At 43.5% G+C, this 16717-nt stretch carries 19 protein-coding genes and 1 tRNA gene; 18 read left to right on the top strand and 2 right to left on the bottom strand.

Features of this window, described 5'->3' with window-relative positions; genetic code table 11:
- Nucleotides 1-346: 346 nt before the first annotated feature.
- From noc to G3352_RS09630, 5 genes are all read left to right on the top strand, one after another.
- Nucleotides 347-1165 (top strand): nucleoid occlusion protein, encoded by an 819-nt coding sequence (noc, locus tag G3352_RS09650; protein ID WP_076287180.1) that lies wholly within the window; start codon nt 347-349, stop codon nt 1163-1165.
- A gap of 185 nt (nt 1166-1350) precedes the next feature.
- Nucleotides 1351-2112 (top strand): ParA family protein, encoded by a 762-nt coding sequence (locus G3352_RS09645; protein ID WP_024629525.1) that lies wholly within the window; start codon nt 1351-1353, stop codon nt 2110-2112.
- Nucleotides 2105-2950, top strand: coding sequence for a ParB/RepB/Spo0J family partition protein (locus G3352_RS09640; RefSeq protein WP_024629526.1), 846 nt, complete (start codon nt 2105-2107; stop codon nt 2948-2950). Before G3352_RS09645 ends, G3352_RS09640 begins: the two co-directional genes overlap by 8 nt.
- 153 nt (nt 2951-3103) lie before the next feature.
- Nucleotides 3104-4264, top strand: coding sequence for an aminotransferase class V-fold PLP-dependent enzyme (locus G3352_RS09635; RefSeq protein WP_163755999.1), 1161 nt, complete (start codon nt 3104-3106; stop codon nt 4262-4264).
- A gap of 241 nt (nt 4265-4505) precedes the next feature.
- On the top strand, nt 4506-5006 hold the full coding sequence (locus G3352_RS09630) for a DUF4446 family protein (protein ID WP_076287182.1): 501 nt from the start codon (nt 4506-4508) through the stop codon (nt 5004-5006).
- On the opposite strand, the gene yyaC is transcribed toward G3352_RS09630, so the two are convergent.
- Nucleotides 4981-5586, bottom strand: coding sequence for a spore protease YyaC (gene yyaC / locus G3352_RS09625; RefSeq protein WP_099857731.1), 606 nt, complete (start codon nt 5584-5586; stop codon nt 4981-4983). The genes G3352_RS09630 and yyaC overlap by 26 nt on opposite strands.
- 116 nt (nt 5587-5702) lie before the next feature.
- On the opposite strand from yyaC, the gene G3352_RS09620 reads away from it, so the two are divergent.
- The 4 genes from G3352_RS09620 (at nt 5703) to G3352_RS09605 (ending at nt 7318) form a co-directional block, all read left to right on the top strand.
- Complete coding sequence (locus G3352_RS09620) at nt 5703-5966, top strand: putative Se/S carrier protein (RefSeq protein WP_175380713.1); 264 nt, start codon at nt 5703-5705, stop codon at nt 5964-5966.
- Between the two features lie 14 nt (nt 5967-5980).
- On the top strand, nt 5981-6916 hold the full coding sequence (locus tag G3352_RS09615) for a mechanosensitive ion channel family protein (protein ID WP_163755997.1): 936 nt from the start codon (nt 5981-5983) through the stop codon (nt 6914-6916).
- On the top strand, nt 6906-7115 hold the full coding sequence (locus G3352_RS09610; protein WP_163755995.1) for a DUF951 family protein: 210 nt from the start codon (nt 6906-6908) through the stop codon (nt 7113-7115). Before G3352_RS09615 ends, G3352_RS09610 begins: the two co-directional genes overlap by 11 nt.
- Nucleotides 7116-7227: 112 nt before the next feature.
- Nucleotides 7228-7318 (top strand) — tRNA-Ser (locus G3352_RS09605).
- Between the two features lie 404 nt (nt 7319-7722).
- On the opposite strand, the gene G3352_RS09600 is transcribed toward G3352_RS09605, so the two are convergent.
- Complete coding sequence (locus G3352_RS09600) at nt 7723-7917, bottom strand: YjzC family protein (protein ID WP_053781958.1); 195 nt, start codon at nt 7915-7917, stop codon at nt 7723-7725.
- Between the two features lie 201 nt (nt 7918-8118).
- Between G3352_RS09600 and rpsF the strand changes: the two genes are divergently transcribed.
- The 9 genes from rpsF to G3352_RS09555 all read left to right on the top strand — a co-directional run bounded on the left by rpsF (nt 8119) and on the right by G3352_RS09555 (nt 16504).
- Nucleotides 8119-8412: a 30S ribosomal protein S6 gene (gene rpsF, locus G3352_RS09595; RefSeq protein WP_024629534.1), complete on the top strand. Its 294-nt coding sequence runs from the start codon at nt 8119-8121 to the stop codon at nt 8410-8412.
- Between the two features lie 48 nt (nt 8413-8460).
- Nucleotides 8461-8946 (top strand): single-stranded DNA-binding protein, encoded by a 486-nt coding sequence (gene ssb, locus G3352_RS09590; RefSeq protein ID WP_163755993.1) that lies wholly within the window; start codon nt 8461-8463, stop codon nt 8944-8946.
- 55 nt (nt 8947-9001) lie between these two features.
- Nucleotides 9002-9274, top strand: a complete 273-nt coding sequence (rpsR, locus tag G3352_RS09585; RefSeq protein ID WP_062327715.1) for a 30S ribosomal protein S18 — start codon at nt 9002-9004, stop codon at nt 9272-9274.
- Nucleotides 9275-9491: 217 nt separating this feature from the next.
- Nucleotides 9492-10085, top strand: a complete 594-nt coding sequence (locus tag G3352_RS09580; protein ID WP_163755990.1) for a M15 family metallopeptidase — start codon at nt 9492-9494, stop codon at nt 10083-10085.
- A gap of 732 nt (nt 10086-10817) precedes the next feature.
- On the top strand, nt 10818-11816 hold the full coding sequence (locus tag G3352_RS09575) for an ABC transporter ATP-binding protein (RefSeq protein WP_163755988.1): 999 nt from the start codon (nt 10818-10820) through the stop codon (nt 11814-11816).
- A gap of 4 nt (nt 11817-11820) precedes the next feature.
- Nucleotides 11821-12753, top strand: coding sequence for an ABC transporter ATP-binding protein (locus G3352_RS09570; RefSeq protein WP_163755987.1), 933 nt, complete (start codon nt 11821-11823; stop codon nt 12751-12753).
- Nucleotides 12754-12760: 7 nt separating this feature from the next.
- Complete coding sequence (opp4B, locus tag G3352_RS09565; protein ID WP_163755985.1) at nt 12761-13723, top strand: oligopeptide ABC transporter permease; 963 nt, start codon at nt 12761-12763, stop codon at nt 13721-13723.
- Between the two features lie 29 nt (nt 13724-13752).
- The gene (locus tag G3352_RS09560) at nt 13753-14658 is read left to right on the top strand and encodes an ABC transporter permease (protein WP_163755983.1); all 906 of its coding nucleotides are present in this window, start codon (nt 13753-13755) and stop codon (nt 14656-14658) included.
- A gap of 19 nt (nt 14659-14677) precedes the next feature.
- Entirely contained in the window at nt 14678-16504 is a 1827-nt protein-coding gene (locus tag G3352_RS09555; protein ID WP_163755981.1) for an oligopeptide ABC transporter substrate-binding protein, read from the top strand.
- Nucleotides 16505-16717 lie beyond the last annotated feature (213 nt).

Below are 16717 nucleotides of genomic sequence, written 5' to 3'. Positions count from 1 at the left end.
GAGCAGGTCCTGTTTACATAGATCTTCCATATCTTAATGGGTACAAACAGGTCATATAGCTAATGTTCATGAAGAAAAAGCAGGAAAATTAGAAGAGTTTAAAGAATAGGTAAACATAGGATTATGGAAGAAAAGATGATAGAATAGAAGTATCCGGTCCTGGATTACAGAGATCATAGATTATATGTATAGATAGATTTTTGAGCTTTATTGTATAGGTTACAGAAAGCGTCATGGAAGGTAAAACTTATTCGAAGAACGACAGCATTTGGAAGGGTCGCATATTGAATAAGAAGCACCTGCTATTCTGCGGGAGCTATTACGAAACTAGGTGGTAATATACGGAATGAAAGAACAATTTTCGAAGTTGTTTGGTTTGGCGGAGCGCAATAACGGAGATGAGATTAAACAAATTCCGGTCAATGAAATTGTGAGCAGCCCATATCAACCCCGTACTATTTTTGATGATGATAAAATTGATGAGTTGCTGCAGACGATCAAGACACATGGAGTTATACAACCGATTGTCGTCCGCGTACGAAATGGATCATATGAGATTATCGCCGGGGAACGTCGCTGGCGTGCAGTTCGAAAACTGGGCTTGGATCATATTCCGGCCATTGTGCGTGAATTCAACGACTCTCAGGCAGCTTCCATCGCATTGATCGAAAACCTGCAGCGTGAGGGACTCACTTCAATTGAAGAGGCTGTTGCTTATCAGAAATTGATTGACCTGCACCAACTTACACAAGAAAGTCTTGCGCAGCGATTAGGCAAAAGCCAGTCGACGATCGCCAACAAAATCCGGTTGTTACAGCTTCCGGAGGGCATTAAGACAGCACTGATGGAACGTAAGATTTCGGAGCGTCATGCCAGAGCTTTGCTTTCATTGGATACGGAAGAGTTGCAAATGAAATTGCTCGGCGAAATTATTGATAAAGAGTTGAATGTAAAACAAACGGAAGCACGAGTAGCCTTTTACAAGGAATCCTCGAAGATCAAAAAATCCAAACGTATCTCCTTCACGAAGGACGTTAGACTTGCACTTAATACGATTCGTCAATCCATTGATATGGTATCGGGCTCCGGTCTAGACATCAAAACCAAGGAAGCGGACCATGAGGACCATTACGAGATCGTTATCCATATCCCTAAACGCAAATAATTGAAGCTTAAGGCGGCAATGGGCCGCTTTTTCTGTCTATAAAGTTGAGAGTGGCATGAACAGCGTAGAATAGCACCATGAAGAAACGGTAGTTGATGTTTGTGTGGATGATAGCCACCTGCTTTTTGTTAACTGTAGCTCACAACCTACAAGAAAAGACTCCTATTTTATTTGAGGTGAAGTAATTGTCTAAGATTATGGCCGTAGCAAATCAAAAGGGCGGTGTGGGGAAAACGACGACATCTGTTAACTTGGGTGCAGGACTGGCTTCGCTCGGGAAAAGGGTGCTGCTTGTCGATATTGACCCCCAGGGGAATACAACCAGCGGAGTCGGAATCAACAAAGCAGATGTGGCCAATTGTATATATGATGTCATCATTAATGAAGTTCCCCCTCAAGAAGCGATTGTGGAAACTCAGATTGAAGGCCTTCATATCATACCTGCAACGATTCAGCTTGCCGGAGCCGAGATTGAACTGGTATCGACGATATCACGGGAAGTCCGCCTGAAAAAATCACTCGCCATGGTGAAAAAAAACTATGATTACATACTGATCGATTGTCCACCCTCCCTCGGCATGTTAACGATCAACTCGTTGACAGCTTCCGATTCGGTGATCATTCCGATTCAGTGTGAGTATTATGCGCTCGAAGGGTTGAGCCAATTGCTTAACACGGTTCGTTTGGTGCAGAAACATCTGAATACGTCCCTACAGATTGAAGGAGTATTGCTGACGATGTTTGATGCTCGTACGAATCTGGGCATTCAAGTGATTGAAGAAGTGAAGAAGTATTTTCAACAAAAGGTGTATCAGACCATTATTCCGCGCAATGTGCGGCTTAGTGAGGCGCCTTCTCATGGGCAGTCAATCATTACGTATGATCCTCGATCCCGTGGGGCTGAAGTTTATTTAGAGCTCGCAAAGGAAGTGATTTCTTATGAGTAAGCGGCTTGGAAAAGGTCTTGATGCCCTCATTCCTTCGCTTTCAATTAATGACGACGATAAAGTCGTAGAAATCCCGATTAGTCAACTGCGGGCAAACCCTTACCAACCTCGTAAAGTATTTGATGAGGATGCGATACATGAACTCGCTGAATCGATCCGTCAACATGGTGTTATACAACCTATTATTGTACGACCTGTTTTGAGAGGTTATGAGATTATTGCTGGTGAACGGCGTTTCAGAGCTTCCCAGTATTGCGGTAATGCCACTGTGCCTGCCGTAGTTCGTAATTTCAGTGATCAGCAGGTTATGGAGATTGCTTTAATCGAGAACCTGCAGCGTGAGAATCTGAATGCGATGGAAGTTGCAGTTGCTTATCAGGGGCTGATGGACCAGTTTGGGTTAACCCAGGAAGAGCTCTCCGTAAAAGTGGGCAAATCACGTTCTCACATCGCTAACTTCCTGCGTTTGTTATCATTGCCGGAAGAAGTGAAGGATCATGTTTCACGTGGAACATTGTCAATGGGGCATGCACGTGCTATCGTCGGCGTTAAAGATGAAAGCCTTGTGAAGCAGCTGGCAAAACAAACTATTGATCAACAGTGGAGTGTACGTGAACTGGAAGAGGCTGTTCAACAATTGGATCGTTCCAAAACGGGTGAAGCGAAAGCAAAATCCAAGTTAAAGAAAAAAGATCCGTTTATTGATACATTGGAAGAGTCTTTACGTGAACGGTTTAAAACAACGGTGAAAATTAAGCATAACAAAGATAAAGGCAAAATTGAGCTCAACTACTACAGCAAACAAGATCTGGAGCGACTGTTAGAACTGTTGCAATAATAGTCATGACTCCATGATCGATGAACAACATGCGGGGCTTTTTCATGTGATGACATATCGCCTCTGTACCATGGAGAAACGATATGTCATTGTTTGTTTCTAGGGATTATATCAAACCATAACCAATCAATTAAGGACAGAGGTGGTCATGAGGTGGAGGGAGTTATCTATCTGGATCATGCAGCGACATCTTGGCCTAAGCCACCTGCTGTCGGGGAAGCCATGATAAAGGCTCTGGATGTGGCAGGGGCGAACCCAGGCAGAGGAAGTCACCGGATGGCAGTACAGGCGAGCCGAGTTTTATTTGGTGCCAGAAAAGCGATATCCACTCTTTTGGGTGTTCGTAATGCCAACGATATCGCTTTGGGTTCTAATACCACAGAGGCTTTGAATCTAGCTATTCAAGGGTGGCTAAGAGAAGGCGATCATGTCATTGCTACGATGGCTGAACATAATTCAGTAAGACGACCACTGGAGTACATGCGCAGATCTCGTAATGTAGAGGTTGATTATGTACCTGTTAATGCAGCCGGGGAGATCGATCTGGTCCAATTCGCACGCTTGTTTCGTTCCAATACAAGATTGGTTGTCTGTACGCATAGTTCGAACCTGCTGGGGAGTATTCTGCCCATTGGTGAAATTGCACTGATGTGTCAAAAACACCAGGTGACTTTGCTTGTTGATGCTGCTCAAAGTGCTGGAATTATCCCTATGGATGTAAAGCAGCTTGGCATCGATATGCTTGCCTTTCCAGGGCATAAAGGACTGTTGGGACCGCAGGGAACAGGTGGACTGTACATCGCTCCTGAGCTGGATGTGCAACCATTGCTTCACGGCGGGACAGGAAGCCAATCTGAGGCAATTGAGCAGCCACTTGTTCGTCCTGATCGCTATGAGGCGGGTACGCCCAATACCGTGGGTATAGCAGGTCTGGCAGCCGGAGTGCAGCATGTGCTTGAACTGACACCTGAATTCATATATAAACAGGAGTGGTATTTGACTCAGCATATGATGGATGGGTTATCATCAGTACAGGGGATTCGAATGCTTGGCCCTGAAATTGGACAGCCGCGTACGGGATTGTTATCCTTTACTGTTGAAGGGTATGATTCGGCTCAGCTCGCTTTTCAATTAGACCGAAGTTATGGCATCGCTGTGCGCTCAGGTTTTCATTGCACACCTCTTGCCCATGAGTCAGCTGGTACAACGGCAAGTGGGGCTGTCAGAGCGAGCGTGGGGTATAGTACGTCAAAAGAAGATGTCGATGCGTTAATCGAAGCAGTTATCGAATTAACTGCATCAAAACCGGTATGAATCAGCCCTAATAAAACATGAATTTCTATCGCTTGAATAAGCAAAAAGCAAAAGAGGTAAGAGGCTAAAGCGAGTGATTAGCTGTATGGGTTATCTGGTGAATAATAAGGGTAAGCTTGATGGTTACATTAGAGCGTTGGATGCTTTTCTTAGCTGAATGGATCGATGATGTATGATGTGGAGTACGTTTGAAGGTACAAACGTTAACTTGAACAAACCAACAGAGGGGTAGTTGCACTACATGGCTGAATTAAATGAGCTGATTCTGGAACAGCTGATATGGATTATTGGCGGCATGGCTTTACTTTTGGTGATTTTGCTTATCATAAGTATTGCTCAAGGCGCAAAGCTACGGAAGTTTAAACGGAAATATGAGGCCATGATGGCTGGTAGTGGAGTGGAAGATCTGGAGTCTCTGTTAATCAATCTGAAAATTCAGATGGACAGCATTGAGGATGAGCATACACTGCAAACGGATCAGTTACAGACTGTCATGCAGAAGCTGACCCGTATCCAGGGTAAAGTGGGCGTGAAACGGTATAACGCTTATGGGGAGCTTGGCAGTGATCTGAGTTTCTCCATGGCAATGGTTAACGATAGCCAGGACGGTATGGTACTCACTGGTATCTATAATCGAGACGGCTCCTATGTATATGCTAAACCTCTTAAAGGGGGAGAGTCCACGTATACTCTTTCCCCTGAGGAAAAGGAAGCCATTACTCTGGCACAGCAAGCAGAGTAGAACGGGTATGCCATTCGCGAATGGCGGAATAGAGACTGCTGGATATAATTTCGGACATGCGCATGACGAGACTGAGACGTGTGTTCTGTAAAACAAAGTATTCCATAAAGCCGCCGACGTTAACGATACCTGTAAGATGGATATCGCCGACCGGCGGTAATTCTTTATTTACACCCGCTCCTGGTTTGAGCGGTCCATTCACGACCTGGATACATCCAACACTCGAGGACTGTCCGAGACAGGCATCAATACCGATTACATAAGGGTTGTGATGTGTGTTGTGTATTTTGTGAAGGGTGTCCTGTAGGTTCATTGCATGTACGGGTTCATCCAATGTGCCATAGAGATGGAATAGAGGGCTGTCCCACTTGGCAAGCGATGAGCCGACGAGCGGGCCAAGGCAGTCCCCAGTAGAGCGATCTGTACCGATACAGACGACAACTACATTTTGCAAAGAATGGGCTTTATAGAGATGGAACATTAAACGATGAATGATGGCTGAGTGAATGCCTGGATCTGTATGTGGGATTTTCAGGCTGGCCATGTCTTGAGATGAGAAGGAATGCGAAATGGGATTCATAGGATCTATCCTTTCCCTTGGAATAGTAGTAACAGTATATGGAAGGATAGAACGTTTTATACTTCGTGGGGACAAGCTTTTTCAAAGGGATGAATGTATCGCGAAAGGAGACGGACATGGACGAGTGGATTGATGATTGGATGCTGATTGCTTTTGATTCCACCCAGCAGGCGCTGCGGGCAGAAATGCTGCTGGAGTTTGCCGAGATTGAGATCGACTTATTTCCTACCCCAAAAGAGATCACAGCGGGCTGTGCTCTATGTATTCAGTTTCCAAAAGAAGATCTGGAGAGAGTGATACAGATCATTCGTAACGAATTTGTGGAGATCCGTGGCCTCTATTTCAAAACCGCTGACAGCTATGATAACATACCCATGTAGAGGAGGTTTGATCTATGTTGCCATTTAAGTTTGCTGAGGAGCCGAGTGATCCAAGCAAGACTATAGAGGGAGCCATCCGTTGGACAGACCAATTATGGGCTAAAGTTACCGATGCAGATATGTGGTTTAATATTCTGTTCAGTTCGATCCGTATCATTATTATTTTCATTATTACGCGTATTGTGATCAAGATTGTATCACGTATTATAGATCGCACGATGGCACGAAAGCAGGAAGGTAAGATTCGCGTCAATCCGCGGAGATTTATAACGGTGGGAGAGTTGATGAAAAATGCGACCTCCATAACATGTAATTTCATTATGATTCTGTTACTGTTATCTGAGATCAACGTGAAAGTTGGACCATTGTTAGCGAGTGCGGGAGTACTTGGACTGGCTATCGGTTTTGGTGCCCAAGGATTAGTGAAGGATGTTATTACGGGTTTCTTCATTATATTGGAGGATCAATTCGCAGTAGGCGATGTTATTCAAACAGGCACCTATAAAGGAACGGTTGAGGTCATTGGACTGAGAACAACCAAGCTGGTTAGCTGGCAGGGTGAGGTACACATTATTCCAAATGGTACGATTGCAAGTGTAACTAATTACTCGATGTCTAATTCCCTTGCAGTTGTGGACATTCCGATGAAGGGCGAACAGACCCTGGACGAGTCAGTACACTTGGTGAAACGAGCGTTGACTGGGATTGAGGATCGAGATCTGAACATCGTTAAAGTACCTGACGTGCTTGGTATCCAGTCGATGTCTACCTCGGAATATGTGGTTCGCATTGTTGCTGAATGCTTGCCTAACTCCAGGGCATCTGTAGAGCGCCAAATCCAGAGTGATGTGAAGAAAACACTGGAGTATCATGAGATGAGCAATCAAGCAGCATTAGAGCAAGCAGCAGCTCAGGAGAAGGATGAGGGGGATGGCATTGGTGGAGCGTAAAAGTTTCCAGCTTGGTGACATTGTGCAGATGAAGAAGCAGCATCCATGTGGCAGCAATGAGATGGAGATTATCCGGATGGGCATGGATATTCGTATCAAATGTGTAGGATGTAAACACAGTGTATTAATTCCCAGAGCGAAATTCGAGAAAAACATGAAAAAGGTACTTCGTTCAACAGAGGATTCGTATGAATCCTAATGAAAAAATGCGGTAATGTTTACTCTTTTCGCACTCCATAATAACGTTTACATGCAGGCACAGCTTAGGTATTGCGTTCTGTAAATGATCATGCTATAATCATTATTGCTGCGGAAAGGTACCCAAGAGGCCCAAGGGGGCTGACTCGAAATCAGTTAGGCGTGTCACAGCGTGCGTGGGTTCGAATCCCACCCTTTCCGCCACTAATAGATCTTGCTTTGTAATTGTAATTGAACAACTTACTCAACGTGTGTTGAGCTTTATACATGCAAAAAAGGCCTTCCATCTGGAAGGTTTTTTTATTTTTAATTTTGTTGATTGATTATCATTTGTAATTGAAAAAAACAAAGAGCCCCTAAGGGCTCTTCATTCGGCGATGCATTCGGTTTGTTAGGAAACAATCGGTCGTAACGATCAGAAACTTGCTCGTGCTTCAGACAAAGGCCTTACACACAATCATCTTGCTTCTTAAATTACGTGATGAATCTCCAACAGTGAATGTTCGGCTTCGTTGTCCAACGGAACCACACCTCTCTCGTGCATCGCCTGATTGTATTATGTGCATTAGTACGTTTTATATACAGCAGTCTGAAAAAAATCTTTACGCCTAGTGGACGCGGGCTTTGGTAAGCTTTTTCCACTTGCGATTCTGATTGCTTGTTTCAGGGAAAGCTTCGCCCTTTTGGAGGGTTACCCGTTTCGGATTGTTAATCTCCGTATGAAAGCTCTTCTCACCAACCTCGGTGTACTCACCATCGTTTGGAGCTTTGTCTCCTGGTTCAAACTCGGTTCTTTCACCCATGATAAAACCTCCTCGGCAAAATGGATTTCAATGTTGCTTCTGTAGTGTGCTCCATTGGAGTTATGATCATGTGTAATAAGAAGAGGGAACGTTTGCTTGCATTGGGACGTCATTTTTGTTATATTAATATAGTTCGAGTTTGTGCTCGTTCCTTGCTCTCAACCTAGATTGAGGGCCAGAGTCCATAAGGAGGTGAAAATTATGCGCAAATATGAAGTGATGTACATTATTCGTCCTGATGTTGAGCAAGAAGTTGTTCAAGCTACAGTCGATAAATTCCAAGGCATCATCTCCAACGGCGGTGGTGAAGTTACAGCTCACGACGTTATGGGTAAACGCCGTCTTGCGTATGAGATCAAGAAATTCCGTGATGGTGTTTATGTTTTGGTACACTTCACTGCTGAACCAGCAGTAGTTACTGAACTTGAGCGTCTCATGAAGATTTCTGACGAAGTAATTCGTTATCTCATTACAAACGACGTTAAGTCTGCTTAAGACAACTCGTGATCAACGCACCAATACGCTCTGAAGGAGGGGATTACATTGTTGAACCGTGTCATTCTGATCGGCCGGTTAACCCGGGATCCTGAGTTGCGTTATACTCCAGCTGGAGTAGCAGTTACGCAATTTACTTTGGCAGTGGACAGACCGTTTACAAGCCAAGGGGGAGAACGGGAAGCGGATTTCATTCCGGTCGTAACCTGGAGACAGCTTGCTGAGACTTGTGCAAACTATTTGCGCAAAGGACGCCTAGCTGCAGTCGAAGGACGCATTCAAGTACGGAATTACGAGAATAACGAAGGAAAACGTGTATACGTGACCGAAGTCATTGCCGATAACGTCCGTTTCTTGGAGTCAGCTAACCGTGATAATAACGGTGGCGGCGGTGGGCAACCAATGCGTGAAGAGCCTTCTTACGGAGGCGGCGGGCGCGCGAACAATAACAATAATTCGCGTAGCAACAATGAGGATCCTTTTTCCGATGACGGAAAACCGATTGATATATCGGATGATGATTTGCCATTTTAACGTGAACCGACACTCTTAGAGTGATTGGCTAAACGATAGGAAAGGACTGAAAAGCATGAGCTTCAAGCAAAGAGAAGGCGGAGACAACGATAAAAGACCGGCTCGCCGTGGCGGCCGTAACAAACGTCGTAAAGTGTGCTTCTTCACAGCTAACAAAATTACTCACATCGATTATAAAGATACGGACTTGCTTCGTAAATTTATCAGCGAGCGCGGAAAAATTTTGCCACGCCGTGTAACAGGTACTAGCGCTAAATATCAACGCATGCTGACGATTGCCATCAAACGCTCCCGTCAAATCGCATTGCTGCCATACACAACTGAGTAGTCTTACTCAGCATGGATACAAAGCAGTCGGCTAATAGCCGGCTGCTTTTTTGCATCTGAAAATAATTAAGGTGGTTATCTCCTGGTAATTGGATTTCGTAAGAACTGCGACGATAGAAGCAATTAAGGCGTAAATGATTTATAATAGAGTCTATTATATTGCTGATATCAGGTAGCGTGAGTATGAACGAATATAGATTCCACCATCAGGAGAGAGCATGAATACATCCAAACGTAAAGTAAAACAGAGACGCAAGAGTAGTCTGCGATTTTGGATCGTAGCTACATTTTTGCTTTCCATTATATATGTGTGGTTACAGCAAAAAGGAGATACCTACGATATATGGCCACGAACCAACGTACAAGAAGCAGTGCCGATCACAAGACTCCACCCGGTAGTCGCGGAAAGTGAAAAGTTGTTGGTTCGAAAGGCAGCTAGACGAGGAATTGAAGTCGTGATTACACATGATTTTCGCAGCATTGATGAACAAAATGCCCTCTATAAGCAAGGACGCTCCCTTTCCGGAAATATCGTTACCAACGCCAAAGGGGGAGAGTCGTATCACAACTATGGTTTGGCCATTGATTTTGCGTTACGGACTCCTGAAGGTGATGTAGTATGGGATATGGAACGTGATGATAACGGCAATGGAAAGCCAGATTGGCTGGAAGTTGTGGAGCTTGCCAAAGAACTAGGGTTTACATGGGGAGGAGATTGGGCTAACTTCCCGGATTATCCTCATTTGCAGATGGACTTTGGATTAAGTATCAACGATTTGAAGCGTGGGAAAAGACCTCCGGACACACAGTAAATAGGCTATTATATATACATCTATATGTATAAATATTAGAAAAGCCTTGCATTTTGCAGGGCTTTTTGCTTTCTTTTGTAAAATAATTGATAAAAGATGACAATTTGTTCTTTACATAAGCGATTAAATGAAACTATACTATAATAACTAGAAATTTAACTTCAACCCTTTAGTAGTATCTAAATCACACCTCTAAAAGTACAAAATTTGGATAGAAATTAATTTCACTTCCAAATGAAATAAGTCCTCCACAATTCCCTCATACCTAACATAATAATTTGTTATATCTACATTTATAACATTTAACTACACATTACGTGTAAATATAATGTCATATATTTAGATAATCAGTATTTTTGAGATTTAGACTCTACCATGAAAAGCATCCAATTAACTCTGAAATTCCTTGATTTATTCCCTTTAAAGTATAACTAATACCCAAAACTGTGCTATAAAAAACATTTATACCATAAATCTCAAATTAAGCATTGACGTCATCTAAATTTACACGTATGATTACATTAATTATTTTGCATTATTATCCCGCTAGGAATTGTCAGCATTAATTGACCATCGGTCTAAATAGCAGTAGTCAAAAATGGATTCTCCTAATGATTTGGTATTTTGTATACACTTTCGTTCATTATCTTCAAGAACATGGAAATATACAGTGGATGCATTCTTCTACACATGAATACAGTCTGCGGAAATTATGGGGTTAGGGTGATTGATTTGAATACAGAGCTATTGGAAGTCAGAAATCTAACTACATCATTCAGAATTGAAGATGACTATTATGCAGCAGTTGATCACGTTAACCTTACGGTTAAAAAGAATGAAGTACTGGCTATTGTGGGAGAATCAGGATCGGGCAAAAGTGCTTTTGCTTTTTCGATAATGGGTCTACATAACAAAGCCAAAATTGATGGGGAGATTCTGTACAAAGGGCAGAATATTGCTGGTATATCTCCCAACAAATTAAACAAACTCCGCGGTAAAGAGATGGGAATGATCTTTCAGGACCCACTTTCCGCATTAAATCCTCTGATGGTGATCGGTGAACAGATCGAAGAGATTCTGACACTGCATCAACCCAAGCTATCTTCGAAAGAAAAGAAAGACAAAGTAATTGATTTACTCAACCAAGTAGGGATTCCGCGTCCCGAACAATTATACAAGCAATATCCTCACGAACTATCGGGTGGTATGAGACAGAGAGTTGTTATCGCGATTGCGATTGCCAATAAACCTGAATTGCTGATTGCCGATGAACCAACGACAGCGCTTGACGTTACAATCCAACTACAAATTCTGGAGCTTATCCGCGAATTGAAGAACGAGATTAACGCAGGAATCATCCTGATCACGCATGATTTGGGAGTCGTTGCCGAGATGGCTGATCGCGTAGCAGTTATGTATGCAGGAGAAATTGTGGAGATTGCAGATATCTATACTCTTATGACGGATGCCAAGCATCCATATACACGGTCTCTACTAAACTCTATTCCTACTATTTCTGAAGAAAAATCGAAGCTTCATGTCATTCAAGGCATTGTTCCATCACTGAAAAATCTTCCTCGCCAAGGGTGCCGATTCAAGGCTCGAATTCCATGGATAAGTGATTCGGCTCATGAAGAAAACCCACAGATGCATGAAATTGCGTCAGGTCATTTTGTACGCTGTACCTGTTATCAGCACTTTCATTTCCCTGATCAAGCTGAGGAGGAATAACATAATGGCATTACTCGAAGTAGAAGGACTAAAAATTCACTTTCCGATTCGCGGAGGGTTGATCAAGCGTGAAATTGGTAACATCAAAGCCGTTGATGATGTGAGCTTCTCCATTGAGCAGGGGCAAACATACGGCCTTGTAGGTGAGTCAGGCTCAGGCAAAACGACTACGGGTAGAGCCGTTATTGGCTTAAACCATGTGACAGCCGGGAAAATTCTTTTTAATGGAAGAAATCTGACTAAAGAGAGGCGGAAAGATAGACAACTGCAGCGTGATGTGCAGATGATCTTTCAGGATCCTTACTCTTCGTTAAATCCCAAGAAGCGTGTTATCGACATCATTGCTGAGCCACTCCGCAATTATGAACGACTGACGGCTACAGAAGAGAAACGTCAGGTCCGTGATCTTCTGGAGAAGGTCGGATTGAGTCCCGAAGCGATCTATAAGTATCCTCATGAGTTTTCTGGGGGCCAGCGGCAACGGATTGGGATCGCGCGTGCGATTGCATTGAAGCCAAAGCTGATCATCGCAGATGAGCCAGTATCTGCACTCGATGTATCTGTACAAGCTCAGGTACTTAATTTTATGCAGGAAATTCAAAAAGAGCTGAATCTAACCTACTTGTTCATCAGTCACGATCTCGGCATTATCCGCCATATGTGTGATCATATCGGAATTATGTATAAAGGCCGATATGTGGAGCAGGGCACAACGGATGATATTTTTGAGAATCCACAACATATCTATACCAAGCGTTTAATTGCAGCCATTCCGGATATGGACCCAACCAAGCGTGAGGAAATGATAGCCTTCCGTCAGCAGATTAAGTCCGAGTATGAACATTCATACCGAAATTTCTTTGATGAGGAAGGGCTTGCTTACTCGCTCCAATCCATTTCCGATACTCACCGAGTAGCTCTACCTCAGAAAGGTTGAAGGCCATATGTGGAAAACGATAGTACGCAGAATTATCATTATGATCCCTCAGGTTTTTTTGCTCAGTCTTTTGGTCTTTCTGATGGCCAAGGCAATGCCTGGGGATGCACTTACGGGACTGCTTGATCCAAGCATTGACCCAAAGGCGCTGGAAGAACAACGTGAACGACTCGGGTTGAACAATCCATGGTATGTGCAGTATTGGGACTGGATCAAAAATGCCGCTGTCGGTGATTTCGGACAATCCTTCCGTTTCAAGATGCCAGTTACTGATTTGATTGGTCAACGGATTGCTAATACATTTTGGCTCGCTTTAGCCACACTCATCTTAACGTATATCATTGCAATCCCACTCGGTATTATCAGTGGACGTTATAACGATACTTGGTCCGACCGTCTGATCACAGGATACACGTACTTGGGTTTTGCAGCACCGTTGTTTATTTTCGCACTAGTGATGGTATGGATCTTCGGATTTCATTTTGGCTGGTTCCCGACTGGGGGAAGTGTAGCACCTGGACTTACACCAGGAAGATTCGATTACGTCATAAGCAAGATCCACCACTTGCTACTGCCAGCATTATCAATGGCATTGATTTCCACTGTTTCGACGGTGCAATATTTGCGAAGTGAAATTATCGATATCAAACACAAGGAATTCGTTCTTACTGCGAGAGCCAAGGGAGCCTCAGAATCCCGAATTTACAACAGGCATATTTTAAGAAACTCCCTGTTGCCGATCGCCGCATTTTTCGGTTATGAGATTACGGGACTTATTGGAGGTACCATTTTCATTGAGAGCATATTCAGTTATCCAGGTATGGGACAATTATTCCTGAATTCGATATCCCTTCGGGATTTCAGTGTGGTGACTGCACTCGTACTGCTATATGGCATAGCTACAATCCTGGGATCTTTGCTGTCTGATATTATTCTAGGATTAGTCGATCCGCGTATACGGATCAAGTAAGAACTTGAAGATTTCGGGGTGAAAATAAGATGAGCAAGGCCAATGATGTCGTTATAACTTCACAGAAGATTGATAAGAGTCCCTCCAGCCTGAGTATTCTGTGGAGGGAACTAGTCAGAGATAAGGTGGCACTAATCTCGCTCATATTTTTGGGACTGGTCATATTGCTGGTCTACGGTACTTCTCTGATCCTGGATCAAGCAGAAATTGTTAAGGTAGATTTGTTTGCCTTATATGAACCCCCTTCCGCACAATATTGGCTGGGGACAGACTACGGTGGTCGAGATGTATTTGGTCAACTTGTCATCGGAACACGCAACTCGTTAAGCATTGGAATTCTGGTTACCCTTATGACGGGTATCATCGGTATCCTAGTTGGCGTTCTGTCCGGTTATTTCGGTGGAATGATTGATAACCTGTTCATGCGTATTGTGGACTTTTTCATGATTCTTCCGTTTCTGATGATGGTTATCGCGTTTGTCACAGCCGTGCCAAAGTATAATATCGTTTCATTTTCACTGATCATGACTGCCTTCTTATGGATGGGGATCGCAAGGTTGATTCGCTCCAAGGCATTGCAAGAGAGTGAACTAGAATATGTCAAAGCATCCAAAACACTGGGTTCTTCCCATTTTAAAATTATCGTCTCACAGGTTCTTCCGAACCTGAGTTCAATTATCATCGTAACGATGACGTTGAATCTCGCTGCTAACATTGGCCTCGAATCCGGGTTGTCTTTCCTGGGATTTGGTTTTCCCGAAAGCACACCCAGTCTTGGAACACTCGTAAGCTATGCTCGTAATCCGCAAACACTGGAATCCAGATGGTGGATATGGCTACCCGCATCGGTACTTATTCTGGTATTGATGTTGAGTATAAATAATGTCGGACAGGCCCTGAAGCGTGCGACTGATGCAAGACAAAGAAGAGGTTAAAAAAAGGGAGGAAAGGTTCATGAAAAAGGGATTATTTTCAAGGGGACTATTTTTCACGATGATGTTGGTCTTCGTACTTGCGCTTGCGGCGTGCTCGGAGAAAGAGGCGGCAACACCAACGCCTTCTACGAACACAGGGGAAACAAAGACGGAGGAAAAACCTGCTAAAGAAGAGGGAGTTTACTCGATCGAAGATTTCAACAACGTTAAAACGAATGAAGGCACTGCAATTGAGGGTGGATCCATAACATACGGACTTGTATCTGATACTGCGTTTGAAGGAACTTTGAATTTTAACTTCTACTCCGGTAATCCAGATGCAATGGTTCTGCAATGGTTTGATGAAGGTTTGCTGACTTGGGACAAAGACTATGTGTATACCAACGATGGTGCAGCAACGTATGAAACATCGGAAGATGGCAAAACGTTCACACTGACCATTCGTGATAATGTAAACTGGCATGACGGCAAGCCTGTAACGGCTGAAGACTTGCAGTTTGCTTATGAAGTTATTGGTAACAAGGCTTATGATGGTCCACGTTACGATTCCAACTTTACAAGTGTAGTAGGTATGGATGAATATCACGCTGGAAAAGCAAAAACGATCTCTGGGATCAAGGTTCTTAGCGATAAACAAATTAGCATCACGTACAAGGAATCTACACCTTCCCTGCTGACAGGTGGCGTATGGACATATCCGCTGGCTAAACATATCTTTGGTGGTATGGATGTAGCGAAAATGTCTTCTTCCAAAGAAGTACGTGAGAAACCAATCGGTTTTGGTGCATTTAAAGTGGAAACGATCACTCCAGGTGAGTCTGTAACTTTCGTTAAAAACGATGACTACTGGCGTGGAGCTCCAAAACTGGACAAAGTGACTCTGAAAGTAATCAACCCAACAACGGTTGTTCAAGAACTGAAATCGGGCGGCGTAGACCTCGTGGATGCGTTCCCGACAGATCAATATAAAGACAATGCCAATATGTCCAACGTTGAATTCCTGGGTGCAATCGATCGTGCTTATACGTACATTGGTTTCAAACTGGGTACATGGGATGAAGCAAATGGAAAAGTTGTAACAAATGCTGAAGCAAAAATGGGAGATAAGAATCTGCGTAAAGCCATGTGGATGGCTGTAGATAACGATCAAGTGGGTAAACGTTTCTATAACGGTCTGCGTTGGAATGCGACAACACTGATTCCGCCTTCTCACCCAGAATTCCATGATTCTAACAATCCAGGTGTTGCATATGACCCAGAAGCAGCGAAAAAATTGCTAGACGAAGCAGGTTATAAACTGGATGGAGAATTCCGTACAAAACCAGACGGTTCTCCACTTGAAATCAACTTCGTATCCATGACGGGTGGCGATACAGCTGAACCACTGGCACGTTACTATGTTCAGTCATGGGCAGCAATTGGTCTGAAAGTTAACTTGGAAATGGTTGAGTTCAACAACTTCTATGACCGTGTTGGTAACACAGGTAAAGATGATCCAAATGTGGACGTGTATCAAGCTGCTTGGGGCGTTGGTATTGACGTAGATCCAGCAGGTCTGTATGGCCGTGATGCACTGTATAACTTCTCGAGATTCTCGAGCGAAGAAAATGACAAGTTGCTGGCACAAGGTGTATCTGCTGAAGCGTTTGACGTAGACAAGCGTAAAGAGATCTACAATCAATGGCAGCAGTACATGGTTGATGAAGTTCCTGTATTCCCGACACTGTACCGTGCTGTTGTAGCACCAGTGAACAAACGTGTAATGAACTACGCGATTGGTGACGGAACAGGACTCTACTTGAATGACATTCAAGTTAATGCAGAAAAAGCTGTTGTAGCAGAGTAAAAAAACATTAGCAACAATAAGGATTGGGGTCCTTTTAAGAATTCGGTTGCTAGATCTAATTGAAAAAAATCTTCTAGGTATGAATAGAAAAAGTCTTGAAAAACATGGATTCCGTACACTCTGGCATGGGGGTATGGGGTCCATGTTTTTTTGGTGACAAAAAAATAAAAAAAATTTAACTTTTTTTCAAAAAAGTGCAGACAAAATGCCTCT

The sequence above is a fragment of the Paenibacillus sp. ALJ109b genome, from assembly GCF_010747435.1.
Lineage (GTDB): Bacteria > Bacillota > Bacilli > Paenibacillales > Paenibacillaceae > Paenibacillus > Paenibacillus taichungensis.
The sequence above is the reverse complement of the archived record's forward strand: the minus strand, read 5'-3'. Positions and strand labels throughout refer to the sequence as shown.

Bases quoted from the DNA above. Each gene is read 5' to 3' on its own strand.
- noc (WP_076287180.1), top strand. From the start codon at position 347: ATGAAAGAACAATTTTCGAAGTTGTTTGGTTTGGCGGAGCGCAATAAC.
- G3352_RS09640 (WP_024629526.1), top strand. From the start codon at position 2,105: ATGAGTAAGCGGCTTGGAAAAGGTCTTGATGCCCTCATTCCTTCGCTT.
- G3352_RS09630 (WP_076287182.1), top strand. From the start codon at position 4,506: ATGGCTGAATTAAATGAGCTGATTCTGGAACAGCTGATATGGATTATT.
- yyaC (WP_099857731.1), bottom strand. From the start codon at position 5,586: ATGAATCCCATTTCGCATTCCTTCTCATCTCAAGACATGGCCAGCCTG.
- G3352_RS09620 (WP_175380713.1), top strand. From the start codon at position 5,703: ATGGACGAGTGGATTGATGATTGGATGCTGATTGCTTTTGATTCCACC.
- G3352_RS09615 (WP_163755997.1), top strand. From the start codon at position 5,981: ATGTTGCCATTTAAGTTTGCTGAGGAGCCGAGTGATCCAAGCAAGACT.
- G3352_RS09600 (WP_053781958.1), bottom strand. From the start codon at position 7,917: ATGGGTGAAAGAACCGAGTTTGAACCAGGAGACAAAGCTCCAAACGAT.
- rpsF (WP_024629534.1), top strand. From the start codon at position 8,119: ATGCGCAAATATGAAGTGATGTACATTATTCGTCCTGATGTTGAGCAA.
- rpsR (WP_062327715.1), top strand. From the start codon at position 9,002: ATGAGCTTCAAGCAAAGAGAAGGCGGAGACAACGATAAAAGACCGGCT.
- G3352_RS09580 (WP_163755990.1), top strand. From the start codon at position 9,492: ATGAATACATCCAAACGTAAAGTAAAACAGAGACGCAAGAGTAGTCTG.
- G3352_RS09570 (WP_163755987.1), top strand. From the start codon at position 11,821: ATGGCATTACTCGAAGTAGAAGGACTAAAAATTCACTTTCCGATTCGC.
- opp4B (WP_163755985.1), top strand. From the start codon at position 12,761: ATGTGGAAAACGATAGTACGCAGAATTATCATTATGATCCCTCAGGTT.
- G3352_RS09560 (WP_163755983.1), top strand. From the start codon at position 13,753: ATGAGCAAGGCCAATGATGTCGTTATAACTTCACAGAAGATTGATAAG.
- G3352_RS09555 (WP_163755981.1), top strand. From the start codon at position 14,678: ATGAAAAAGGGATTATTTTCAAGGGGACTATTTTTCACGATGATGTTG.